Genomic DNA, 23,121 nt, shown 5'->3' on the forward strand with positions numbered 1-23,121 from the left:
GCCCGCGGCCACCGCACCCCCGGCTTCATCGGCGCACGAGTTGTTGGAGGGGACCACCGAGATGCCGGTCACGGCCAGAAGAACACCCGGAGCCCGCTCCGCCGCCCCGCGCGGCGCGGCGGCCCCGGGGCGCCCGCGCGGCCTCGACGGGCCCCGCAGGCTGTACGAGCAGCTCCGCCGGGCCTGGGACCGGCCGCTGACGGCCTATTACGTCATCCTCGGCAGTGCCCTGCTGATCACCGGCCTCGGCCTGGTGATGGTCTACTCCGCGTCGATGATCCAGGCCCTCCGCTTCGACCTGCCCGGCTCGTACTTCTTCCGCAAGCAGCTCCTCGCGGCGGCCATCGGCGGCGTCCTGCTCCTCGTCGCCACCCGGATGCCCGTCAAGCTGCACCGGGCGCTCTCCTACCCGCTGCTCGCCGGCACGGTCTTCCTGATGGCCCTGGTCCAGGTCCCCGGGATAGGGCACGCGGTCAACGGCAACCAGAACTGGATCTCCGTCGGCGGCCCCTTCCAGCTCCAGCCCAGCGAGTTCGGCAAGCTGGCGCTGATCCTGTGGGGCGCGGACCTGCTGGCCCGCAAGCAGGACAAGCACCTACTCGCCCAGTGGAAGCACATGCTGGTGCCGCTGGTCCCGGTCGCCTTCATGCTGCTCGGGCTGATCATGCTCGGCGGCGACATGGGCACCGCGATCATCCTCACCGCGATCCTCTTCGGCCTGCTCTGGCTGGCCGGGGCCCCGACCCGGCTGTTCGCGGGCGTGCTCGCCTTCGCCGGGTTCCTCGGCTTCGTCCTCGTCAAGACCAGCTCCAACCGGATGGCCCGGCTGGACTGCGTACTGAGCACCGAGATGGGCCCGCAGGGGGAGTGCCAGCAGGCGGTGCACGGAATCTACGCGCTCGCGTCCGGCGGCTGGTTCGGATCGGGACTCGGTGCGAGCGTGGAAAAATGGGGTCAACTCCCGGAACCCCACAACGACTTCATCTTCGCCATCACAGGTGAGGAACTCGGTCTGGCGGGCACGCTGTCGGTACTCGCCCTGTTCGCGGCCCTAGGCTATGCGGGTATCCGCGTGGCCGGACGCACGGAGGACCCCTTCGTGAGGTACGCCGCGGGAGGCGTGACGACCTGGATCATGGCGCAGGCCACGATCAACATCGGTGCGGTGCTCGGCCTGTTGCCGATCGCCGGTGTCCCGCTCCCGCTGTTCTCGTACGGGGGCTCGGCGCTGCTGCCGACCATGTTCGCCGTAGGGTTGCTGATCGCCTTCGCGCGTCAGGACCCGGCGGCACGGGCCGCACTGGCCATGAGGCGGCCCGGGACGAGATGGAAAACGATGAGACGGCGCGTCACCAGGCGTCCGTCCGGAGAGCGGTGAATTTCGGTGCATGTCGTACTCGCCGGTGGGGGGACCGCCGGCCACATCGAGCCCGCGCTCGCCCTCGCGGACGCCCTGCGCAGGCAGGACCCCACCGTGGGGATCACGGCCCTCGGCACGGAACGCGGCCTGGAGACCAGACTCGTTCCGGAACGCGGTTACGAACTCGGGCTGATCCCCGCGGTTCCGCTGCCCCGCAAGCCCACCCCCGAGCTGATCACCGTCCCCGGACGGCTGCGCGGCACCATCAAGGCCGCCGAGCAGATCCTGGAGCGCACCAAGGCCGACTGCGTGGTCGGCTTCGGCGGTTACGTGGCGCTGCCCGGCTACCTCGCGGCCAAGCGCCTCGGGGTGCCGATCATCGTGCACGAGGCCAACGCCCGGCCGGGCCTGGCCAACAAGATCGGCTCCCGGTACGCGGCCGCCGTCGCGGTCTCCACGCCCGACAGCAAGCTGCGCGGCGCCCGCTACATCGGCATCCCGCTGCGCCGCACCATCGCGACCCTCGACCGCGGGGCCGTGCGCCCCGAGGCGCGGGCCGCGTTCGGGCTCGACCCGAACCTGCCGACGCTGCTGGTCTCCGGCGGCTCGCAGGGCGCCCGCCGGCTCAACGAGGTGGTCCAGCAGGCCGCTCCGTACCTCCAGCGGGCCGGAATCCAGATCCTGCACGCGGTCGGCCCGAAGAACGAACTGCCGCGCGTGGACAACATGCCCGGAATGCCGCCCTACATCCCGGTACCGTACGTGGACCGGATGGACCTGGCGTACGCCGCGGCCGACATGATGCTCTGCCGCGCCGGCGCCATGACGGTGGCCGAACTCTCCGCCGTCGGGCTTCCGGCCGCCTACGTCCCGCTGCCCATCGGCAACGGCGAACAGCGGCTCAACGCCCAGCCGGTGGTCAACGCGGGCGGCGGCCTGCTGGTCGACGACGCGGCGCTCACCCCCGAGTGGGTGCAGGGCAACGTTCTGCCGGTGCTCGCCGATCCGCACCGGCTGTACGAGATGTCCCGCGCGGCCGCCGAGTTCGGCCGCCGGGACGCCGACGAGCTGCTCGTCGGCATGGTCTACCAGGCGATCGCCGCACGCAGGGCCGGCTGACCGGCCCCCGGACGAGGAGGACGACGGGCACGTGGCCGGACCCAGCACCCGCGAACGCGGCGGCAGAGCGCAGACGGATCCGGTCACGCCCCGGGCGCCCCGCGAGGGACGCCCGGGCGGGCGGCTGAAGCTGCTGCGGCGGCTGCGGATTCCGGTGAGCCGGCCGGTCGTCCTCCTCCTCGCCGCCGCCGTCCTGCTCTCCGGCGGCATCGTCTGGGCGCTGTACGGCTCCACCTGGCTGCGCGTCGAACAGGTCCGGGCCACCGGGACCCGGGTGCTCAGCCCCCAGCAGGTGCTGGACGCGGCGGCCGTGCCCACCGGCATCCCGATGATCTCCGTGGACACCGGTGCCACGGAGGACCGGCTGCGCAGGAAACTGCCCCGAATCGACACGATCGACGTGGTCCGGTCGTGGCCGCACGGAATCGGGCTGAAAGTGACGGAGCGCAAACCGGTTCTGCTTCTGGCGGAAGGCCCTGCCGCCGCGCGCACCTTCACCGAAGTGGACAGGAACGGTGTGCGGTTCGCCACGGTGACAAAGCCGACAGCCGGGGTACCGCGCCTGGAGATGGCGGCCGGCCGCTCCCCGAGCCTGCGCCGGTTCGGCCAACAGAGGCTGCTGGCCGAGGCGGTGCGGGTCGCCGGGGGGCTGCCGCCCGTCGTGGCCCGTAACCTGACGGTGGTGAAGGTGACGTCGTACGACTCGATCACACTGGAACTGGGGCGTGACCGCAGCGTTTTCTGGGGCAGTGGTGAGAGTGGCGAGGTCAAGTCCCGGGCCCTTCTCGCCCTGATGAAGGCGTCCCCCGACGCGAAGCACTTCGATGTGAGCGCCCCCACCGCGCCTGCCGCATCGGGAAGTTGACGGCTCTTCGGGCCGGTCAGCCCCCTGGTTGGTCAGCGATCCGGGTGATCACATAGGGTGAAAAGAAAAACGGGAGGTTCGGCGTGTTCGTTGAACGCGCACCACTTGTCGACTTAGTGTCCTGTCCGGAAGAGTCCAAGGGACAGGCACACTGGTAACCCTAAACTTCAGCGTTAGGGTTCGGGTCGGCATTCGAACCGCCCCAAATTCGGCATCAGTCGTCGCGGCGCGGCAAACTCCGTGGCGGCACGTAAATCGAGGCGAGAGGCCTTCGACGTGGCAGCACCGCAGAACTACCTCGCAGTCATCAAGGTCATCGGTGTCGGCGGCGGTGGTGTCAATGCCATCAACCGGATGATCGAGGTCGGTCTGAAGGGCGTCGAGTTCATCGCCATCAACACCGACGCGCAAGCGCTGTTGATGAGCGACGCCGACGTCAAGCTGGACGTCGGCCGTGAACTCACCCGAGGACTTGGCGCAGGCGCCAACCCCGACGTCGGCCGCAAGGCGGCCGAGGACCACCGCGAGGAGATCGAGGAGGTCCTCAAGGGGGCCGACATGGTCTTCGTGACGGCAGGCGAAGGCGGCGGCACCGGAACCGGTGGCGCACCCGTCGTCGCCAACATCGCCCGCTCGCTGGGCGCCCTGACGATCGGCGTGGTCACCCGCCCGTTCACCTTCGAGGGTCGCCGTCGGGCGAACCAGGCGGAGGACGGCATCGCCCAGCTCCGCGAAGAGGTCGACACCCTCATCGTCATCCCCAACGACCGGCTCCTGTCGATCTCCGACCGCCAGGTCTCGGTCCTGGACGCCTTCAAGTCGGCCGACCAGGTCCTGCTCTCGGGTGTCCAGGGCATCACCGACCTGATCACCACCCCGGGCCTGATCAACCTCGACTTCGCCGACGTCAAGTCGGTCATGTCCGAGGCCGGTTCGGCGCTCATGGGCATCGGCTCGGCGCGCGGCGACGACCGCGCGGTGGCGGCGGCCGAGATGGCGATCTCCTCGCCGCTCCTGGAAGCCTCCATCGACGGCGCCCGTGGTGTGCTGCTCTCCATCTCCGGCGGCTCCGACCTCGGTCTCTTCGAGATCAACGAGGCCGCGCAACTGGTCAGCGAGGCCGCCCACCCCGAGGCGAACATCATCTTCGGCGCCGTCATCGACGACGCCCTGGGCGACGAGGTGCGGGTCACCGTCATCGCCGCCGGATTCGACGGCGGCCAGCCGCCGGCCCGGCGCGAGAACGTCCTGGGCGCCGGGGCGCAGAAGCGCGAGGAGAGCGCGCCGCCGACGCGTCCCGCGCCGGAGCCGACCCGGCCGACCGGCATCGGCTCCGTGCCGGTGCGCGAGGAGGCCCCGGCCCCGGTCGAGGTGCCCGCGCCGGTCAGCGAGGTCCCCGTGCAGACGAGTCCCCCCCACGTCCCGCCGGCCCGCCCGTCCTACGCGGACGCCTCGGCCGAGGAGCTGGACGTACCGGACTTCCTGAAGTGATCCGGACCGTCTAGGTGATACAGCGGTACGACGACGAGAACGGCGCGCACTTCGCCTTCACCGACCGGTGGGGCGGGGTGAGCGCCGTTCCGTACGAGCAGCTCAACCTGGGCGGGGCGGTCGGCGACGACCCCGAGGCCGTACGGGCCAACCGCACGCTGGCGGCCGGGTCCCTGGGGCTCGACCCGGCGCGGGTGGTCTGGATGAACCAGGTGCACGGGCGGGACGTCGCCGTGGTCGAGGGGCCCTGGGCCCCGGACGCGGACATCCCCTCGGTGGACGCCCTGGTGACCGCCCGTCGGGGCCTCGCCCTCGCGGTGCTCACCGCGGACTGCGTCCCCGTCCTGCTGGCCGACCCCGTCGCCGGGGTGGCCGGGGCGGCGCACGCCGGACGCCCCGGAATGCTGGCGGGGGTGGTTCCCGCGGCGGTGGAGGCGATGGTCGCGCTGGGTGCCGAGCCCTCCCGGATGCACGCGTGGACCGGGCCGGCCGTGTGCGGCACCTGCTACGAAGTGCCCGAGCGGATGCGGGCGGAGGCCGCCGCGACCGAACCGGCCTGCTGGGCCGAGACCGGCTGGGGCACCCCGGCGGTCGACGTCGGCGCCGGAGTGCACGCCCAACTGGCGGCGCTCGGGGTGCGCGAGCGGTCGCGGTCGCCGGTGTGCACGCGGGAGTCGGCCGATCACTTCTCTTACCGCAGGGACCGCACCACGGGGCGGCTCGCCGGATATGTCTGGTTGGACGGGCAGGACTGATGGACCGTACGGAAGACACCGCCGCGCTCGCGGCGCGCAAGGACGAACTCGCCGCGAACCTGGCACGAGTGGAGGAACGTATCTCCTCCGCTTGTGCGTCTGTCGGGCGCGCCCGTGAAGAAGTGACCCTGATCGTGGTCACCAAGACCTACCCGGCGAGCGACGTGCGGCTGCTGGCCGGGCTGGGGGTGCGCCATGTCGCCGAGAACCGCGACCAGGACGCCGCCCCCAAGGCCGCGGCATCCGCTGACCTGCCGCTGACCTGGCACTTCGTCGGGCAGTTGCAGACCAACAAGGTGCGCTCGGTGGTCGGTTACGCGGACGTGGTGCAGTCCGTGGACCGGCTGAAGCTGGTCGGCTCGCTGTCGTCCGCGGCGGTACGGGCCGGGCGCGAGGTCGGCTGTCTGCTCCAGGTGGCGCTGGACGCGGAAGTGGGCGCGAGGGGGGAGCGGGGCGGCGTCTCACCGGACGGCGTCGAGGAGCTGGCGGCCGCGGTGGCGGCCGCGCCCGGACTCCGGCTCGACGGCCTGATGACGGTCGCTCCCCTCGCCGGTGCGTACGCGGGCCGCCAACGGGCGGCTTTCGACCGGCTGGTGGAAATCTCGACCCGCCTGCGCACGGCACATCCGGCTGCCACCATGGTGTCCGCGGGCATGAGCGCGGACCTCGACGAGGCGGTGGCCGCCGGGGCGACACATGTGCGCGTCGGCACTGCGGTACTCGGTGCGCGCCCTCGCCTCGGGTAACGTCGCGAAGCAGTCGGACCACAGCAGAAAATATGGTCATCCCCACTATCCGGGGCAGGCCCAGTGGATCGCCGGCACTTGGTGACGAGGCCGATCCACCACAGAGCGGAGGACTCAGGAAATGGCCGGCGCGATGCGCAAGATGGCGGTCTACCTCGGCCTCGTGGAGGACGATGGATACGACGGCCGGGGCTTCGACCCCGACGACGACTTCGAACCCGAGCCGGAGCCGGAGCGCGACCACCGTCGCCACCAGCCCCCGCACCAGGTGGAACGGGAACGGGAGGAACCGGTGCGAGCGGTACAGCCGCCGGCCCCCCGCGAGCCCGTTCAGCTTCCGGCGGAAAGCACACGACCTGCACGAATCGCCCCCGTGGCGTCCATCACACCTGAACGTCCGAGCCTGGAGAAGAACGCACCGGTGATCATGCCCAAGGTCGTGTCCGAGCGGGAGCCGTACCGCATCACCACGTTGCACCCCCGGACCTACAACGAGGCCCGTACCATCGGGGAACACTTCCGCGAGGGCACTCCGGTGATCATGAATCTCACGGAGATGGACGACACCGACGCAAAGCGACTTGTCGACTTTGCCGCAGGTCTTGTCTTCGGTCTGCATGGCAGCATTGAGCGAGTGACGCAGAAGGTCTTCCTGTTGTCGCCTGCTAACGTCGATGTCACGGCGGAGGACAAGGCCCGTATCGCAGAGGGCGGTTTCTTCAACCAGAGCTGACAGAGCCGAGAGCAGGACCACCGGGAACAACCGGCCACCGGGGCCGGACCGAGGCGTGAGCCAGGGGAGAGGGAAGCACGGGAATGGGCATCGCACTGGACGTGATCTACATCGCGTTGATGTGTTTCCTCGTCGTGCTGATCTTCCGGCTCGTCATGGACTACGTCTTCCAGTTTGCCCGTTCGTGGCAACCCGGCAAGGCGATGGTGGTCGTTCTGGAGGCCACCTACACTGTCACCGATCCACCGCTCAAGCTTCTGCGGCGGTTCATTCCGCCGCTGCGTCTCGGGGGCGTGGCACTCGACCTGTCCTTCTTCGTTCTGATGATCATCGTCTACATCCTGATCAGCATTGTTAACAGCTTTGCGAGCAGGGTGTGAGCGATACGGTCCTGCCGACTGCCGACGACTACGTAGAGGTGAAGAAGAGATGCCGCTGACCCCCGAGGACGTGCGGAACAAGCAGTTCACGACCGTCCGCCTCCGAGAAGGCTATGACGAGGACGAGGTTGACGCCTTCCTCGACGAGGTCGAGTCCGAACTGACCCGCCTGCTCCGTGAAAACGAGGACCTGCGCGCCAAGCTGGCCGCGGCGACCCGTGCGGCAGCGCAGAACCAGCAGCAGCAGGGCATGCGCAAGCCGGAACCGCAGGACAACCGCCCCGGTGGCCCGGGCGCACCCGTCCCCGCGGCCATATCCGGACCGCCTCAGCAGCAGCAGCAACCCCCGCAGCAGCAGCAGATGCAGCAGCAGGGCGGCCAGCTCCAGCTCCCCGCGGGCCCCGGCGGGCAGCAGCAGGGCCCCGGTCCGATGCAGGGCCAGCACGGCCCCGGCCCGATGGGCCAGGGTCCCGGTCCGATGCAGGGCCAGCACGGTCCCGGCCCGATGGGCCAGAACCCCATGCAGCAGCAGGGCGGCCCCATGGGCCAGCCGCAGGGCATGGGCCAGGGCCCGATGGGCGGCCCCATGGGCCAGCCCCCGATGCAGCAGCAGCCGCCGATGCCGCAGCCCGGTGGCGACAGCGCCGCCCGGGTGCTCTCGCTCGCGCAGCAGACCGCCGACCAGGCGATCGCGGAGGCCCGTTCCGAGGCCAACAAGATCGTCGGCGAGGCCCGTTCGCGCGCCGAGGGCCTGGAGCGGGACGCCCGTGCCAAGGCCGACGCGCTGGAGCGGGACGCGCAGGAGAAGCACCGCGTCGCGATGGGCTCGCTGGAGTCCGCCCGCGCCACGCTGGAGCGCAAGGTCGAGGACCTGCGCGGCTTCGAGCGCGAGTACCGCACGCGTCTGAAGTCCTACCTGGAGTCCCAGCTCCGTCAGCTGGAGACCCAGGCCGACGACTCGCTCGCTCCGCCGCGGACCCCGGCGACGGCCTCGCTGCCGCCGGCTCCGCAGATGAGCAGCTCGATGGCTCCGGCCGGGGCGTCCTCCATGGGCCACTCCATGGGCGGCAACCCGTCGATGGGCGCTCCGTCCCCCATGGGCGGCCAGTCGAACGGTGCTCCGTCCTACGGCGGTCAGCAGCAGATGGCTCCGGCCATGACGCAGCCGATGGCACCGGTGCGGCCGCAGGGCCAGCCGCCGATGCAGCAGGCGCCGTCGCCGATGCGGGGCTTCCTGATCGACGAGGACGACAACTGAGGCCGGAGTTGCGCGTGATGAACGCGTAGCCGTCGGCAGGCTGAGGGGCGGGCCCCGGGACCTTGATGGTCCTGGGGCCCGCCCCTTTGGCATGGGCGGTACGGAGGCGGGGCAGGCCCGCCGGACGGCGCGGCCGGCGCCGGGGCGGGCAAGGGGGCTGGGGACAAAGGGAAAGGGGGGCGGGCCGGGAGCGTGTGCTTCCGGCCCGCCCCCCTCGGGGCGCCGTGCGGATCAGACCTTGCGGAGGTGGAAGGTCAGGGCGAGCGGCTCGTCCGTGAACGCGGAGCCGTAGGAGGAGTCGGGGGAGCCCTCCGCGTAGTCCGTGGCGAGGACCTCGTCGGCGATGAGCGGGGCGTGGTGGGCCAGCGCCTCCGCCGTCTCCGGCGAGGTGGACGTCCAGCGGACGGCGATGCGGTCGGCCACGTCCAGCCCCGAGTTCTTGCGGGCCTCCTGGATCAGCCGGATCGCGTCACGGGCGAGGCCCGCGCGCCGCAGCTCCGGAGTGATCTCCAGGTCCAGGGCGACGGTCGCACCGGAGTCGGAGGCCACCGACCAGCCCTCGCGGGGGGTTTCGGTGATGATGACCTCTTCGGGGGTGAGCAGAATCGTCTCGCCGTTCACCTCCAGCGGGGCCTCGCCGTCGCGCAGGGCGAGGGAGAGCGCGGCGGCGTCGGCGGCGGCGACCGCCTTGGCCACGTCCTGCACGCCCTTGCCGAACCGCTTGCCCAGGGCCCGGAAGTTGGCCTTGGCGGTGGTGTCGACCAGCGAACCGCCGCCCCGCTCATCTGTGGGGTCGGCGGAGAGGGAGGCGAGGGAGCTGACGTTCAGCTCCTCGGTGATCTGCGCCTGGAGTTCGGGGGAGAGCCCCGAGAAACCGGAAGCCGCCACCAGGGCGCGGGACAGCGGCTGGCGGGTCTTGACGCCCGACTCGGCGCGCGTGGCCCGGCCCAGCTCGACCAGCCGGCGTACCAGCGCCATCTGCGTGGAGAGCGTCGGGTCGATGGCGGCGAGGTCGGCCTTCGGCCAGGAGGAGAGGTGGACGGACTCCGGGGCGTCCGGGGTCACCGGCACGACCATGTCCTGCCAGACCCGCTCGGTGATGAAGGGGGTCAGCGGGGCCATGAGCCGCGTGACGGTCTCCACGACCTCGTGCAGCGTGCGCAGCGCGGCCTTGTCGCCCTGCCAGAAGCGGCGCCGCGAGCGGCGGACGTACCAGTTGGACAGGTCGTCCACGAAGGCCGACAGGAGCTTGCCCGCGCGCTGGGTGTCGTACGACTCCATGGCCTGCGTGACCTGGTCGACCAGCGCGTTCAGCTCGGACAGGAGCCAGCGGTCGAGGACCGTGCGCTCGGCGGGGGCCGGGTCGGCGGCGCTGGGCGCCCAGGCGGACGTACGGGCGTACAGGGCCTGGAAGGCGACCGTGTTCCAGTACGTCAGGAGCGTCTTGCGGACGACTTCCTGGATGGTGCCGTGGCCGACCCGGCGGGCCGCCCACGGGGAGCCGCCGGCCGCCATGAACCACCGCACGGCGTCCGCGCCGTGCTGGTCCATCAGCGGGATGGGCTGGAGGATGTTGCCCAGGTGCTTGGACATCTTGCGGCCGTCTTCGGCGAGGATGTGGCCGAGGCAGACGACGTTCTCATAACTCGACTTGTCGAAGACCAGCGTGCCGATCGCCATCAGCGTGTAGAACCAGCCGCGCGTCTGGTCGATGGCCTCGGAGATGAACTGCGCCGGGTAGCGCTTCTCGAAGATCTCCTTGTTCTTGTACGGGTAGCCCCACTGCGCGAACGGCATGGAGCCCGAGTCGTACCAGGCGTCGATGACCTCGGGCACGCGGGTGGCCGTCAGGGCGCAACCCTCGTGCGTGCAGGGGAAGGTGACGTCGTCGATGTACGGGCGGTGCGGGTCCAGGGCGGACTGGTCCCGGCCGGACAGCTCGGAGAGTTCGGCGCGGGAGCCGACGCAGGTGAGGTGGTCGTCCTCGCAGCGCCAGATGGGCAGCGGGGTGCCCCAGTAGCGGTTGCGGGACAGGGCCCAGTCGATGTTGTTGTTCAGCCAGTCGCCGAAGCGGCCGTGCTTGACGGTGTCCGGGTACCAGTTGGTCTTCTCGTTCTCTTCGAGGAGACGGTCCTTGACGGCGGTGGTGCGGACGTACCAGGACGGCTGCGCGTAGTAGAGGAGAGCCGTGTGGCAGCGCCAGCAGTGCGGGTAGCTGTGCTCGTACGGCACGTGGCGGAAGAGCAGGCCGCGGGCGGCCAGGTCCTCGGTGAGCTTCTCGTCGGCCTTCTTGAAGAAGACGCCGCCGACGAACGGGACGTCCTCCTCGAAGGTGCCGTCGGGGCGGACCGGGTTCACGACCGGCAGTCCGTACGCCTTGCAGACCAGGAGGTCGTCGGCGCCGAAGGCGGGGGACTGGTGGACGAGGCCGGTGCCGTCCTCGGTGGTGACGTAGTCGGCGTTGACGATGTAGTGGGCCTCGGAGGGGAACTCGACCAGGTCGAAGGGGCGCTGGTAGGTCCAGCGCTCCATCTCGGCGCCGGTGAAGGACTCGCCGGTCGTCGTCCAGCCCTCGCCGAGGGCCTTCTCGAGCAGCGGCTCGGCGACGACGAGCTTCTCCTCGCCGTCGGTGGCGACGACGTAACGGACGCTCGGGTGCGCGGCGACGGCCGTGTTGGAGACCAGCGTCCAGGGGGTGGTCGTCCAGACCAGCAGCGCGGCCTCGCCCGCGAGGGGGCCGCCGGTCAGGGGGAAGCGGACGAAGACCGAGGGGTCGACGACCGTCTCGTACCCCTGCGCCAGCTCGTGGTCGGAGAGGCCGGTGCCGCAGCGGGGGCACCAGGGGGCGACCCGGTAGTCCTGGGTGAGGAGGCCCTTGTTGAAGATCTCCTTCAGGGACCACCAGACGGACTCGACGTACTCGGGGTCCATCGTGCGGTACGCGTCGTCCAGGTCCACCCAGTAGCCCATGCGCCGGGTCAGCTCGGCGAAGGCGTCGGTGTGGCGGGTGACGGACTCGCGGCACTTGTCGTTGAACGCGGCGATGCCGTAGTTCTCGATGTCCTGCTTGCCGCTGAAGCCGAGTTCCTTCTCGACCGCCAGCTCGACCGGGAGGCCGTGGCAGTCCCAGCCGGCCTTGCGGCCGACGTGGTAGCCCTGCATGGTGCGGAAGCGGGGGAAGACGTCCTTGAAGACGCGGGCCTCGATGTGGTGGGCGCCGGGCATGCCGTTGGCGGTCGGCGGGCCCTCGTAGAAGACCCACTCGGGGCGGCCGTCGGACGCTTCGAGGGACTTGGTGAAGACCTTGGCCTGCTCCCAGAACTCCAGCACGGCGTGCTCGAGGGCGGGCAGGTCGACCTGCGCGGGGACCGGGTTGTACTGCGGCGGTGTCATCGGGCGCTCTTCCTCCGGCGGACTGGTGGCTTCCGTCGGAGGGACGAGAGCGATCGTGCTGCTCCCGCGGTACCACCCTCCTTGGCCCCGGACGGCGTGCGTCCGCGGCCCCCTCATTAGGGGCGCGATGCCGGGTCTACTCGCCCGCCGTTCGTGCGCGGGATTTCTTCCGGCGGCTCCGGGGTGATGCTTCACGCCGTGCTCGCCCCCGGGCTCTCACCGTCCCCGGGTCGCTCATCGCTGCGTGCGGCGCTACTCGGCCCCATCCATGCCTTTCGCTGGGGCCAGTGTACGGGGCGGGGTGCGGGGCGGCTCACCGGTTTCCTACGGGCAGGCGGACGGGGTCCGCGCCGGGGGCCGGGGTGACCCGAATGGGCATACAGGGGCGAACGGGCTCGGGGGCCGGTTCCCAGGGGCGATTACCCGGCGGAGAGCTGGGCACAACGGTTGCAGGTTCGTCGGGGAGCGGTGGGGGGAGGGCGAAATCGGCGGCGTGCCCCGTTGCCGCGGCGTTGGGGTCGATTTATCGTCCCAGCACGATGCGCGTGCAAGATCACAAAATGTGAAGGGGCCGCGGCCATGGTGGCTGACAAGACCCGGGGTGCCGAGAGTGCCGCGAAGAAGGCTCCGGCCCAGAAGGCGGCTGCCAAGAAGGCCTCGGCACCGGTGAAGAAGGCGGCGGCGAAGAAGGCGGCGGTGAAGAAGGCGGCGGCGAAGGAGGCCGCGGCCGAGGTGGCTGCCGCCGGGGAGCCCGGCGCTGAGGAGGCGCCCGCCAAGGAGGCGGCGCCGAAGAAGGGCACGGCGAAGAAGAGTGCGGTGAAGCAGAGCACGGCGAAGAAGAGCGCGGTGACGAAGACGGCGGCGAGGAAAGCGGCCGGGAAGAAGGCGGCGGCCGGCCCGGCCGCCGCCGACGGGCCGGAGACCGCGGAGCTGGCCGCGGTCTCCGGGAAGCAGGCCGCGTCCGCGGCCGAGGGGGCGGCGCAGGCCGCACAGACAGGAGCCGAGACGGTGGTAGCGAAGAAGAGCCCGGGCTCAGCGGCGACGGCCGGCATCAAGGCGGTGCCGCAGGCCCGCGCCACGACGGCCGTGGTGCCGGGGCAACTGGCCGTCCGGCCGGGGGAGGACCCCTGGACGCCGGACGAGATCGCCGAGGCGCGGGCCGAACTGGACGGCGAGGTCCTGCGGCTGCGGGCCGAGATCGTCTCCGCGGAGGAGGCGCTGAGCGGGCTGATGCGCGACTCCGCGGCGGACAGCGCGGGGGACGACGACGCGGACACCGGTACGAAGAACATGACCCGTGAGCACGAGATGTCCCTGGCGGCGAACGCCCGGGAGATGCTGGAGCAGACGGAACGGGCCCGCGACCGGCTGGACGCGGGGACGTACGGGGTCTGCGAGAACTGCGGGAAGCCGATCGGCAAGGCGCGGGTGCAGGCGTTTCCCCGGGCGACGTTGTGCGTCGAGTGCAAGCAGAAGCAGGAGCGCCGGTACTAGGCGGAGGCGCGCGGACGGGCCCGGACCCCCTCGGACGGGCGTCCGGCGCCCCGGGGGCGCACGGGGGAGCGCGGAAGGCGGCCCGCGGTGTCCCGAGGCAGTGGGGGGCGTACGGCTGTGCCGTAGTCTCGTGGCAATCGGGTACGAGGGCGAGGGACTGACGTGGCAGAGGCGGAACGCATCATCGGTACGCCGGACGACGAAGAGGCCGGTGTGAGCGAGGAGTCGGCCGAGGGCGGGGCCACCGTTGTCGGCCGGATCAAGCGGAAGCTGCCGATGCTCCTGGTCATCGCGCTGATCGCGTACGCGCTCGACCTCGGCAGCAAGCTCCTCGTCGTGGCGGAGCTGGAGCCCAGCGGCAGGACGATCAACGTGATCGGCGAGCTGTTGCAGTTCCGGGCGATCCGCAACCCGGGGGCCGCGTTCGGCATCGGCGAGGCGTACACGATCGTCTTCACCGTCATCGCGGCCTCGGTGATCGTGGTGATCGCCCGGCTCGCCCGCAAGCTCTACAGCACGCCGTGGGCCATCGCGCTCGGGCTGCTGCTCGGCGGTGCGCTCGGCAATCTCACCGACCGGATCTTCCGTACGCCCGGATTCCTGGAGGGGGCGGTCGTCGACTTCATCGCGCCCGCGCACTTCGCGGTGTTCAATCTGGCCGACTCCGCCGTCGTGTGCGGCGGGATCCTGATCGTGATCCTGTCGTTCAAGGGCCTGGACCCGGACGGGACCGTCCACAAGAGCTGAGGCGGGGCCCGTGCGGTAAGGGCTTGCCGGTGCGGTCCTGCATACTCGACGGGTGAGTACGATTCCCGAGATCCGCACCCTGCCCGTTCCCGATGGCCTTGAGGGCGAGCGCGTCGACGCCGCCATTTCCCGGATGTTCGGGTTCTCCCGGACCAAGGCGGCCGAGCTCGCCGCTGCCGGAAAGGTCCAGGTCGACGGCTCGGTGGTCGGGAAGTCCGAGCGCGTGCACGGCGGGGCCTGGCTGGAGGTCGAGATGCCCGCCCCCGCCTCCCCCGTCCAGATCGTCGCCGAGCCCGTCGAGGGCATGGAGATCATCCATGACGACGACGACGTGCTCGTGATCGTGAAGCCGGTCGGGGTCGCCGCGCACCCCAGCCCCGGCTGGACCGGTACGACCGTGATCGGCGGGCTGGCCGCCGCCGGGTACCGGATCTCGACCTCGGGCGCCGCCGAGCGCCAGGGCATCGTGCACCGGCTCGACGTCGGTACGTCGGGGCTGATGGCCGTCGCCAAGTCGGAGCGCGCGTACACCTCGCTCAAGCAGCAGTTCCGCGAGCGGACCGTGGACAAGCGTTACCACGCGCTGGTGCAGGGACACCCGGACCCGATGAGCGGGACGATCGACGCGCCGATCGGCCGGCACCCGAACCACGACTACAAGTGGGCCGTCGTCGCCGAGGGCAAGCCGTCGGTGACGCACTACGACCTCATCGAGGCCTTCCGCGCCGCCTCGCTGCTGGACATCAAGCTGGAGACGGGGCGCACCCACCAGATCCGGGTGCACATGTCCGCCCACCGCCACCCCTGCGTCGGCGACACGACGTACGGTGCGGACCCCACGATCGCCAAGCGGCTCGGCCTGACCCGGCAGTGGCTGCACGCCGTGCGGCTCGGGTTCACGCACCCGGGCAGCGGCGACTGGGTCGAGTTCGAGAGCGCGTACCCGGCGGACCTCCAGCACGCGCTGGATGTGATCCGGGCGGAGAGCGAGTGAGCTCCCAGGACGGGCCGCGCGTGCCGTTCGCGGTGCGGGTGGTCGAGGGGCCCGAGGACCTGGAGGCGTGCTTCGCGGTGCGCAAGGAGGTCTTCGTGGTCGAGCAGGAGGTGCCCGCGGAGCTGGAGTACGACGCGTACGACGCCACCGCGGTGCACGTCCTGGCGGTCGGCCGGGACGGCACTGCGCTGGGGACCGGACGGCTGCTGTACGGGGCGGACGCGGCCGGGAAGACCGGCGCGGGCCCCGAGGTGGGCTCGCTGGGCCGCCTCGCGGTGAGTGCGGCCGCCCGGGGGCTCGGGGTCGGGGCGGCGCTCGTGCGGGGGATCGAGGCGGCGGCGCGGGAGCTCGGGCTGACCGCGGTCGATCTGCACGCGCAGACGCAGGCGCTCGGGTTCTACGAACGGCTGGGGTACACGGCCTACGGGCCGGTGTTCCCGGACGCGGGGATCGACCACCGCGGGATGCGGCGCGCGCTGCCGTAGGGGAGCCCGCGCCGGCCGGAGGTTCTGCTGTGCCGCGCGGGGGTCGTCTGTGCCGGTTTGAGGGGTTCGTGGCACGCTGGGGGTCTTGATCGTTCACTCCGGAGGCGTACCCGTGGATCAGCTGGCCCTGTTGTTCGTGCTGCTGCTCGGGGCCGTGGTCTCCGTACCGCTGGGGGAGCGGCTGGGACTGCCCGCGCCGGTGCTGATGACGCTGGCGGGCGTCGTGCTGGCGCTGATCCCGTTCGTCCCCAATCCGGACATCCCGCCGGAGTACATCCTTCCGCTGGTGCTGCCGCCGCTGTTGTACGCCGCCGTGCAGCGGACGTCCTGGCGGCAGTTCACCGCCAACTTCCGGCCCATCCTGCTGCTGGCCGTGGCCCTGGTGTTCGTGACGACGGCGGCCGTGGCGGCCGTCGCGCACGCGGTCGTGCCGGGGCTGCCGATCGCCGCCGCCGTCGCGCTGGGGGCGCTGGTGGCGCCGCCGGACCCCGTGGCCGCCACCGCGGTGGCCGGGTCCCTGGGGCTGCCCCGGCGGCTCGTGTCGATCCTGGAGGGGGAGGGGCTGTTCAACGACGTCACGGCGATCGTGCTGTACCACGTGGCGATCGGCGCGGCGGTCAGCGGGACGTTCTCCTGGCCCGCAGCGATGGGGGAACTGGTGCTGTCGGCCGTCGTCGCCGTGGTGGTCGGGGGCGGGCTCGGCTGGGCCAGCAACAAGCTGATGGGGCTGCTGGGGGACGCGACCCTGCAGATCGGGCTGACGCTGCTGGTGCCGTTCGTCAGCTACGTGCTGGCGGAGGAGTTCATGGGGTCGGGCGTGCTGGCGGTGCTCACGTCGGCCCTGTACCTCGCGTCCCACGCGGTCGACGCGGACGACGTGCAGGGACGGCTGGCCGGGCAGACCTTCTGGCAGGTCGTGGACACGCTCGTGACGGGCGTCGCCTTCGGGCTCATCGGGCTGGAGCTGCACAGCGTCTTCGGGCTCGCCGACGGGCGGTTCGGGGAGATGCTGGGGTGGGGCGCGGTCGTGGTGGTCGTGGTGGTCGGAGTGCGGCTGCTGTGGCTGCTGCCGGCGACCTGGCTGGCGAAGCGGCTGCACAAGCGGCGGGACGTGGACGAGGACATCCCGGTGTCCTGGCGGGAAACCGTCGTCATGTGGTGGGCGGGGATGCGCGGGGTGGCGTCGGTGGCGCTGGTGCTCGCGATTCCGCTGAAGACGGAGTCGGGGGAGCCGTTCCCGGCGCGGGACGAGATCCTCTTCGTCGCGTTCTGCGTGATCATGACGACGCTGGTCTTCCAGGGGCTGACCCTGCCGTGGCTGGTGCGCAAGCTCGGGGTGCGGGCGGACTCCGACGCCGAGCGGGAGCTGGAGCACACGCTCGCGGTGCGGGCGGCGAAGGCGGCCCGGCGGCGGCTCAAGGAGATCGAGGAGGTCGAGGAGCTGCCGGAGGAGGTGTCGGAGCGGTTGCAGCGCGGGGCGTTCGACATCGGGGCGCGGATCAGCCCGGACATCGTGGATGAGGAGCGGCGGGAGGCGTACGCGTCGCGGGCGGAACGGCTGAAGGCCGTGATGCGGATTCAGCGGGAGATGATGTCGGCGGCGCGGCACGAGGTGCTGGCGGCGCGGAACGAGGCGGGGGTGGATCCGGAGGTGGTGGACCGGGTGCTGCACCAGTTGGATCTGCGCAGTATGAGGTAGGGCGGGGTACGGGGGCGGAGCCGGGGGCGCCCGGGTGTGCGGCCGGGCCGGGCGGGGGCGTTCCGGGGTGGGCCGGGAGCGGGAGGGGCCGCCCCCTTGCCCGCCCTCCCCCAAGGTCTCGGCTTCGTTCGAGCAGGGGGTGCCCCCGTCGCCCAAGGGGGCGAGGCGGGGGTGGGGCCGGTCAAGGGGGCGGGGGACTGCGTTGCCCGACGGAGCGGTGCTCTGTGGGAGTCAGCCGCGGCCTGTGTGGGGGAGGGCGGGGTCGGGGGCGGGGGCCGGGGCCGCCGTGGTGCGGCGGGCCGCCGCGCCGCGGGCGCCGGGGGCCGGGGCGTCGTCGTCGGTGCGGATGTCCGCGTTGTTGGTGTGGATCTCCTCGGGGCGCGGGGCCCGGCCGTTCGAGGAGGCGCGGGACGGCCACTGGTCGCCCGGGGGCGGGACCGCCTCCGCGGTGCTGACCTTGGGGAGGGCGTACGGGTGGTGCGCGCACAGCCAGCCGATCATCTGCTCGCGGACCGCGCAGCGCACCGTCCAGATGTCGTCGGCGTCCTTCGCGGTGACCACCACCCGTATCTCCATGGTGTTCGGGGTGGTGCCCGTCACCGCCAGGCTCCAGTCGCGGCCGTCCCAGGACGGGGTGGAGCTGAGGATCTCGCGGAGCTTGTCGCGCATCTCGGCCACCGGGGCGTGGTGGTCGAGCTGGAAGAAGACCGTGCCGGTCATCTGCGCGCCGCCGCGCGACCAGTTCTCGAAGGGCTTGCTGGTGAAGTACGAGACCGGCATGGTGATGCGGCGCTCGTCCCAGGTGCGCACGGCCAGGAAGGTCAGGGTGACCTCCTCGACCACGCCCCACTCGCCGTCCACGACCACGGTGTCGCCGAGCCGCACCATGTCGCCGAACGCGATCTGGAAACCCGCGAAGAGGTTGCCCAGGGTGGACTGCGCGGCGACACCGGCGACGATTCCGATGATTCCCGCCGAGGCAAGCACCGACTTCCCGATGGCCTGCATGTTCGGGAAGGTCATGAGCATGGCGGCGACGGCGACCACGGCCACGACGGCCGTCACGATCCGCATGATGAGGGTGACCTGGGTGCGCACGCGCCGCACCCGCGCGGCGTCCCGGGAGAGGGAGGCGTAGCGGGCGTACGACGACTCGACGACGGTGGACGCGACCCGCACGATGAGCCACGCCGTGGCCGCGATGAGGACGAGGGACAGGACCTGGCCTATGCCCGCCTCGTGCTCCTCGATGAGCTCGATCTTGGTCTGGTCGTACGCGCCGCGCAGCAGGGCGGTGAGCAGCACGACCATCAGGGGTGGCCGGCAACGGCGCAGCAGTCCCCACAGGGGGGTCTCGTGGTGTCGGGCGTCGGCCCGGCGCAGCACCACGTCGACGATCCAGCCGACGAACAAGGTGAGTACGACCGAGCCGCCCAGCACGATCAACGGACGCAGTGCGTTCTCCATGAATTCGTGACTCCGGCGCTGGTGGCAGGATGGACGGAATGGACATCATTCTTTTCCACTCCGTCTACGGTCTGCGCCCGGCCGTGCACGCCGCCGCCGAACGGTTGCGCGCTTCCGGGCACCAGGTGCACGTGCCCGACCTCTACGAAGGTCAAACGGCCGGGACCGTCGAGGAGGGCCAGGCCGTCCTGGACCGGATCGGCCGCGAGGAACTGCTGCGCCGGGCCGTGCAGGCCGCCGCCCCGCACTCCGAGAAGGGCCTGGTGTACGCCGGTTTCTCGTGGGGCGGCGCGGTCGCGCAGAACCTCGCGCTGGGCGACGAGAAGGCGCGCGGGCTGCTGCTCCTGCACGGTACGTCGGACCTCGCGGAGGGCACGACCGTCGACGAACTGCCCGTACAACTGCACATCGCCGACCCCGACCCCTTCGAGTCCGACGACTGGCTGAACGCCTGGTACCTCCAGATGCAGCGGGCCGGGGCGGACGTCGAGATCTACCGGTACGCCGGGGCCGGGCACCTCTTCACGGACGCCGGGCTGCCCGACTTCGACCAGGCCGCAGCCGAGCAGGCCTGGAAGATCGCGGTGGGCTTCCTGGCGACGCTGTAGGCACTGCTCAGTCCCGGGTGCAGCGGCCCCGCGGGCTGCTCGCGGGGGGCCGGCAGAGGTAGCCGCGGTCCGCCCGGTCGTCGCTGATCCAGCGGCCCACGCAACTGTTCGCGGTGGTGCGGCCGCGCAGGGCGCAGTACGCGAGGGCCGCCCGGCCGCTCTCGAAGGGGCCCGGCGCGTAGATCACCCGGTAACCCGGGTTCAGGGACGCGTAGTCGTCGCTCAGCAGGACCCGGGCGTCCGGCACCTGGGCCCTTGTCCGCGCCAGGCTGCGGTCCAGGCCGCGTCGGCCCGTCGAGACGGGTTCGGAGTGCAACTGCGCGACCCAGGTGCCGCCCGGCCCGGCGGGCGGCGCGCTCGGGGGCGTGGACGGCGGGGGCGGCTCGGCGGGGGTCCCGGAGGTGCTGGGCGCCGGTGCGGGCGACGGCGGGAGTGCGGCGGACGCGCCGGAGCCGGCCGAGGTGCCCGAGGGGGACGCGCCGGAGCCGGAGCTGCCCGAGGCGGCCGGTGCGCCGCTCGCCCCCAGTACCGGGGCGACCGGGTCCCGTTCCCCGCCTGCCAGCACGTACGTTCCGCCCGCCACCAGCCCCAGCGCGAGGACCGCGCCGACGACCGCCGCCACCCCGCGCCGGTTCCGGCCGGTGGTCCGGGGCCGCGTCGACGGCTCCCCGGTGTGCCCGGGCGGCAGCCGGCCCGCCCCCGGGGTCGCGGCGTCCGGGCCGGCGCCCCTCGGCACGGTCGGGTACGTGTCCGGGCCGCCCGGGGGAGGCGGCGGCACACCCGGCCCTCCTCCCGGAGGCGGCGGCACGCGCCCGTCCAGCACCGTCGGGGTCGGCCCGGCGGCGGCACCCGACCCGGCCCCGCCGCCCGACTCGACCGCGGCCAGCAGCGCGTCCAGCCGGGCCCCGTCCGGGCGCGCCGCCGGATCCCGCACCAGCACCCCGGCCAGTACGGGGCCCAGCGGCCCGGCCAGGCGGGGCGGCGGCACCGGGTCGTCCAGTACGGCGGCCAGCGTGGCCAGGGTGCTGTCCCGGCGCATCGGACTGCGGCCCTCCACGGCCACGTACAGCAGCATGCCCAGCGACCAGAGGTCGGCGGACGCGGCGTCCTCGGCGCCCCGCACCCGTTCCGGCGCGATGTACTCGGGCGAGCCGACGAACTCGCCGGTCAGGGTCAGCGGGGACGCCCCGGCGAGCGCGGCGATGCCGAAGTCGGTGAGGACGGCGGTGCCGTCGGGCCGCAGCATCACGTTCGCCGGTTTGACGTCCCGGTGGTGGATTCCGGCGGCGTGCGCGGCGCGCAGCCCGGCCAGGACGCCGCGGCCCAGCCGGGCCGCCGTGCGGAAGTCCAGCGGGCCCCGGGCCAGGTGCTCCTGGAGGCTGCGGCCCGGCAGCAGCTCCATCACCAGCCACGGGTGCGCCGCCCCGGCCGCCGCGTCGGCCGCGGGCCCCGCGCCGTCCACGATGTGATGGATGGTCACCACGTTGGGGTGGCTGATCCTGGCCAGCGCCCGCGCCTCGCGCAGCACCCGCAGCCGCAGGTGGCGCGAGGCCGTGGGGTCGGCGGCGGCCAGGGCCGGATCGGGCGGGCGGACCTCCTTGAGCGCCACCTCGCGCTCCAGTGCCAGGTCACGGGCCCGCCACACGGTGCCCATCCCGCCGCTGCCCAGCCGTTCCAGCAGTTCGAACCGGCCGTCGACGATCCGTCCCGGCCCGTCGGCCCCGTGCGCCGCGCCCCCAGTCATGCGGCTCAGCGTACGGGCTGGTGCACCCTCTCCACCGCCTGAGTTCCCGAACGGGTCCGGTAGGACCTGCGCCACGAACTGCTCGCGTCCCGGCGGGTCTTGTCGGACACCGCGTAGTAGTCCATCTGCGCGTGCTCGGGCCGCACGTCCAGGACGCCGTAGCCGTGCGAGTCCATGTCGACGTACTTCACATGGCGGTTGGCGGCCCTGACCGCGGTGCCCGCCGCGGGCGACAGGGTCTGCGGGGCGACACGCAGCATGTCGTCCAGGTTGTCGGAGGTCACCGAGGTCACCACGAACTCGACGCCCGCCGAGCCCGAGGCCGGGTAGGTGGCGGCCTTCACCGGCACGTCGTTGGCCCAGGCCATGTGGATGTCGCCGGTGAGGAAGACCGTGTTGGAGATCCCCCGGTCCTTGAGGTGGCCGATGAGCTCCTTGCGGTCGTCCGTGTAGCCGTCCCACTGGTCGGTGTTGACGGCGATGCCCTCCTTGGGCAGGCCGACGAGCTCGGCGATGGGCCCGAGGAGGTGCGCGGGCACCGAGCCGAAGGCCACCGGCGAGATCATCACCGAGGTGCCGACCAGCTTCCAGGAGGCGTCGGAGGCGGCCAGCCCCGACTTCAGCCAGTCCAACTGGGCGCGGCCGGTGATCGTGCGGTCCGGGTCGTCCACCTTGCCGCTGCCGACGGAGACCTGTTCGGTACGGAAGGACCGCAGGTCGAGCAGGTGCAGGTCGGCCAGCCTGCCCCAGCGCAGGTGGCGGTGGACGGTGCCGGCGGTGGAGGCGCGTACCGGCATCCACTCGAAGTAGGCCTGCTTGGCGGCGGCCATCCGGGCCGGCCAGTCGCCCTCGGCGCCGGGGGTGTGGTTCGTCGCGCCGCCGGGGAAGGCGTTGTCGGCGAACTCGTGGTCGTCCCAGATCGCGACGACCGGGTGCCGGTGGTGCAGGGCCTGGAGGTCGGGGTCGGTCTTGTACGTGCCGTGCCGCAGGCGGTAGTCGGCGAGGGTGACGGTCTCGTGCCGCGGCACGTGCGGGCGGACGACGTGCTTCGGCTTCGGGTAGGCGCCGGTGGCGTACTCGTAGAGGTAGTCGCCGAGGTGCAGGACCGCGTCCAGGTCCGGGCGGGCCGCGAGGTGGCGGTACGCGGAGAAGTAGCCCGCCTCCCAGTTGGCGCAGGAGACCACGCCGAAGCGCACGCCCGCGACGGCGGACTCGGTGGCCGGGGTGGTGCGGGTGCGGGCGGCGGGGGAGCGGACGTCGCCGCAGGAGAAGCGGAAGTAATAGTCGGTCGCCTGGCGCAAGCCCCTTACGTCGGCCTTGACCGTGTGGTCGGCGGCGGCACTCGCGGTCGTCGTCCCCCGGGCGACGACCCGGGCGAACGCCTGGTCCTCCGCGACCTCCCAGGCCACCGCGACGTCCGGGCCGAGACCGGAGCCGGGCGTGGCCCCGGGCGTGGGCGTGACACGGGTCCAGAGCAGGACGCCGTCGGGCAGCGGGTCGCCGGAGGCCACGCCGTGCAGGAAGGCGGGGGCGGCCGGGGCCGCGTGGGCGGCCGCCGCGGTGAGGGCGGGCGCGGCGAGCGCCGCGGCGGCCGCGGCCTTCAGGGCCGTGCGGCGGGACGGGGACCCGGAGGCGGAGGAGACGCCCGTGGCAGGAGTGAGTTGACTGGTCACGGGCGATCACATTACGGATCGGCAAGGCCTTCGGGCGGGCGAAACAGAAAGGTTTCGCCCACCCGTCGCCCACCCGCTGCCCGCCCGTCGGGCAGGCGCCGGGCGCGGTA

At 72.1% G+C, this 23,121-nt stretch carries 19 protein-coding genes; 15 read left to right on the forward strand and 4 right to left on the reverse strand.

The window, feature by feature from the left end; translation table 11 throughout:
- Positions 1-61: 61 nt before the first annotated feature.
- From ftsW to ACIP93_RS11435, 9 genes are all read left to right on the forward strand, one after another.
- Positions 62-1,378, forward strand: coding sequence for a putative lipid II flippase FtsW (gene ftsW / locus ACIP93_RS11395; protein WP_345223777.1), 1,317 nt, complete (start codon positions 62-64; stop codon positions 1,376-1,378).
- Positions 1,379-1,384: 6 nt separating this feature from the next.
- A complete protein-coding gene (gene murG / locus ACIP93_RS11400) occupies positions 1,385-2,479 on the forward strand; it encodes an undecaprenyldiphospho-muramoylpentapeptide beta-N-acetylglucosaminyltransferase (RefSeq protein ID WP_345223779.1) in 1,095 nt (364 codons plus the stop codon).
- Between the two features lie 31 nt (positions 2,480-2,510).
- Positions 2,511-3,344: a cell division protein FtsQ/DivIB gene (locus tag ACIP93_RS11405; RefSeq protein WP_401757566.1), complete on the forward strand. Its 834-nt coding sequence runs from the start codon at positions 2,511-2,513 to the stop codon at positions 3,342-3,344.
- A gap of 276 nt (positions 3,345-3,620) precedes the next feature.
- Complete coding sequence (gene ftsZ, locus ACIP93_RS11410) at positions 3,621-4,835, forward strand: cell division protein FtsZ (protein WP_401757568.1); 1,215 nt, start codon at positions 3,621-3,623, stop codon at positions 4,833-4,835.
- Between the two features lie 14 nt (positions 4,836-4,849).
- Complete coding sequence (gene pgeF / locus ACIP93_RS11415) at positions 4,850-5,590, forward strand: peptidoglycan editing factor PgeF (RefSeq protein ID WP_401757570.1); 741 nt, start codon at positions 4,850-4,852, stop codon at positions 5,588-5,590.
- Positions 5,590-6,336 carry a YggS family pyridoxal phosphate-dependent enzyme gene (locus ACIP93_RS11420; RefSeq protein WP_401757572.1) on the forward strand — a complete coding sequence of 249 codons (747 nt, stop codon included), beginning with the start codon at positions 5,590-5,592 and terminating at the stop codon, positions 6,334-6,336. Before pgeF ends, ACIP93_RS11420 begins: the two co-directional genes overlap by 1 nt.
- A 121-nt stretch (positions 6,337-6,457) precedes the next feature.
- Complete coding sequence (locus tag ACIP93_RS11425) at positions 6,458-7,069, forward strand: cell division protein SepF (RefSeq protein WP_345223790.1); 612 nt, start codon at positions 6,458-6,460, stop codon at positions 7,067-7,069.
- Between the two features lie 83 nt (positions 7,070-7,152).
- Positions 7,153-7,449: a YggT family protein gene (locus tag ACIP93_RS11430; RefSeq protein WP_345223792.1), complete on the forward strand. Its 297-nt coding sequence runs from the start codon at positions 7,153-7,155 to the stop codon at positions 7,447-7,449.
- Between the two features lie 49 nt (positions 7,450-7,498).
- Positions 7,499-8,707: a DivIVA domain-containing protein gene (locus ACIP93_RS11435; RefSeq protein ID WP_345223795.1), complete on the forward strand. Its 1,209-nt coding sequence runs from the start codon at positions 7,499-7,501 to the stop codon at positions 8,705-8,707.
- A 231-nt stretch (positions 8,708-8,938) separates the two neighbouring features.
- Here the strand turns inward: ACIP93_RS11435 and ileS are convergent, their stop codons facing one another.
- A complete protein-coding gene (gene ileS / locus ACIP93_RS11440) occupies positions 8,939-12,100 on the reverse strand; it encodes an isoleucine--tRNA ligase (RefSeq protein ID WP_401757574.1) in 3,162 nt (1,053 codons plus the stop codon).
- Between the two features lie 579 nt (positions 12,101-12,679).
- Here ileS and ACIP93_RS11445 point away from each other — a divergent pair.
- From ACIP93_RS11445 to ACIP93_RS11465, 5 genes are all read left to right on the forward strand, one after another.
- On the forward strand, positions 12,680-13,594 hold the full coding sequence (locus tag ACIP93_RS11445; protein ID WP_401757576.1) for a TraR/DksA family transcriptional regulator: 915 nt from the start codon (positions 12,680-12,682) through the stop codon (positions 13,592-13,594).
- A gap of 162 nt (positions 13,595-13,756) precedes the next feature.
- Positions 13,757-14,341: a signal peptidase II gene (gene lspA / locus ACIP93_RS11450; protein WP_401757578.1), complete on the forward strand. Its 585-nt coding sequence runs from the start codon at positions 13,757-13,759 to the stop codon at positions 14,339-14,341.
- Between the two features lie 52 nt (positions 14,342-14,393).
- Entirely contained in the window at positions 14,394-15,335 is a 942-nt protein-coding gene (locus tag ACIP93_RS11455; RefSeq protein WP_345223807.1) for an RluA family pseudouridine synthase, read from the forward strand.
- Positions 15,332-15,820: a GNAT family N-acetyltransferase gene (locus ACIP93_RS11460; RefSeq protein WP_401757581.1), complete on the forward strand. Its 489-nt coding sequence runs from the start codon at positions 15,332-15,334 to the stop codon at positions 15,818-15,820. The genes ACIP93_RS11455 and ACIP93_RS11460 overlap by 4 nt, the downstream gene beginning before the upstream one ends.
- A 112-nt stretch (positions 15,821-15,932) precedes the next feature.
- Positions 15,933-17,519: a Na+/H+ antiporter gene (locus tag ACIP93_RS11465; protein ID WP_345223812.1), complete on the forward strand. Its 1,587-nt coding sequence runs from the start codon at positions 15,933-15,935 to the stop codon at positions 17,517-17,519.
- A 231-nt stretch (positions 17,520-17,750) separates the two neighbouring features.
- Here the strand turns inward: ACIP93_RS11465 and ACIP93_RS11470 are convergent, their stop codons facing one another.
- Positions 17,751-18,986, reverse strand: a complete 1,236-nt coding sequence (locus ACIP93_RS11470) for a mechanosensitive ion channel domain-containing protein (RefSeq protein WP_345223817.1) — start codon at positions 18,984-18,986, stop codon at positions 17,751-17,753.
- Between the two features lie 29 nt (positions 18,987-19,015).
- Here ACIP93_RS11470 and ACIP93_RS11475 point away from each other — a divergent pair, with 29 nt between their 5' ends.
- Positions 19,016-19,594, forward strand: coding sequence for a dienelactone hydrolase family protein (locus ACIP93_RS11475; RefSeq protein ID WP_401757583.1), 579 nt, complete (start codon positions 19,016-19,018; stop codon positions 19,592-19,594).
- Positions 19,595-19,601: 7 nt separating this feature from the next.
- Here the strand turns inward: ACIP93_RS11475 and ACIP93_RS11480 are convergent, their stop codons facing one another.
- Entirely contained in the window at positions 19,602-21,338 is a 1,737-nt protein-coding gene (locus tag ACIP93_RS11480) for a serine/threonine-protein kinase (protein ID WP_401757585.1), read from the reverse strand.
- 5 nt (positions 21,339-21,343) lie between these two features.
- The gene (locus tag ACIP93_RS11485; protein WP_401757587.1) at positions 21,344-23,011 is read right to left on the reverse strand and encodes an alkaline phosphatase D family protein; all 1,668 of its coding nucleotides are present in this window, start codon (positions 23,009-23,011) and stop codon (positions 21,344-21,346) included.
- Positions 23,012-23,121: the final 110 nt, after the last annotated feature.

This window comes from Streptomyces sp. NPDC088745, assembly GCF_044751045.1.
Lineage (GTDB): Bacteria > Actinomycetota > Actinomycetes > Streptomycetales > Streptomycetaceae > Streptomyces > Streptomyces cremeus.

What these genes read in the sequence shown, in the direction of transcription:
- ftsW (WP_345223777.1), top strand. Translation starts at nt 62, where the DNA reads ATGCCGGTCACGGCCAGAAGAACACCCGGAGCCCGCTCCGCCGCCCCG.
- ACIP93_RS11420 (WP_401757572.1), top strand. Translation starts at nt 5,590, where the DNA reads ATGGACCGTACGGAAGACACCGCCGCGCTCGCGGCGCGCAAGGACGAA.
- ACIP93_RS11425 (WP_345223790.1), top strand. Translation starts at nt 6,458, where the DNA reads ATGGCCGGCGCGATGCGCAAGATGGCGGTCTACCTCGGCCTCGTGGAG.
- ACIP93_RS11430 (WP_345223792.1), top strand. Translation starts at nt 7,153, where the DNA reads ATGGGCATCGCACTGGACGTGATCTACATCGCGTTGATGTGTTTCCTC.
- ACIP93_RS11435 (WP_345223795.1), top strand. Translation starts at nt 7,499, where the DNA reads ATGCCGCTGACCCCCGAGGACGTGCGGAACAAGCAGTTCACGACCGTC.
- ileS (WP_401757574.1), bottom strand. Translation starts at nt 12,100, where the DNA reads ATGACACCGCCGCAGTACAACCCGGTCCCCGCGCAGGTCGACCTGCCC.
- ACIP93_RS11445 (WP_401757576.1), top strand. Translation starts at nt 12,680, where the DNA reads ATGGTGGCTGACAAGACCCGGGGTGCCGAGAGTGCCGCGAAGAAGGCT.
- ACIP93_RS11470 (WP_345223817.1), bottom strand. Translation starts at nt 18,986, where the DNA reads ATGGAGAACGCACTGCGTCCGTTGATCGTGCTGGGCGGCTCGGTCGTA.
- ACIP93_RS11475 (WP_401757583.1), top strand. Translation starts at nt 19,016, where the DNA reads ATGGACGGAATGGACATCATTCTTTTCCACTCCGTCTACGGTCTGCGC.
- ACIP93_RS11480 (WP_401757585.1), bottom strand. Translation starts at nt 21,338, where the DNA reads ATGACTGGGGGCGCGGCGCACGGGGCCGACGGGCCGGGACGGATCGTC.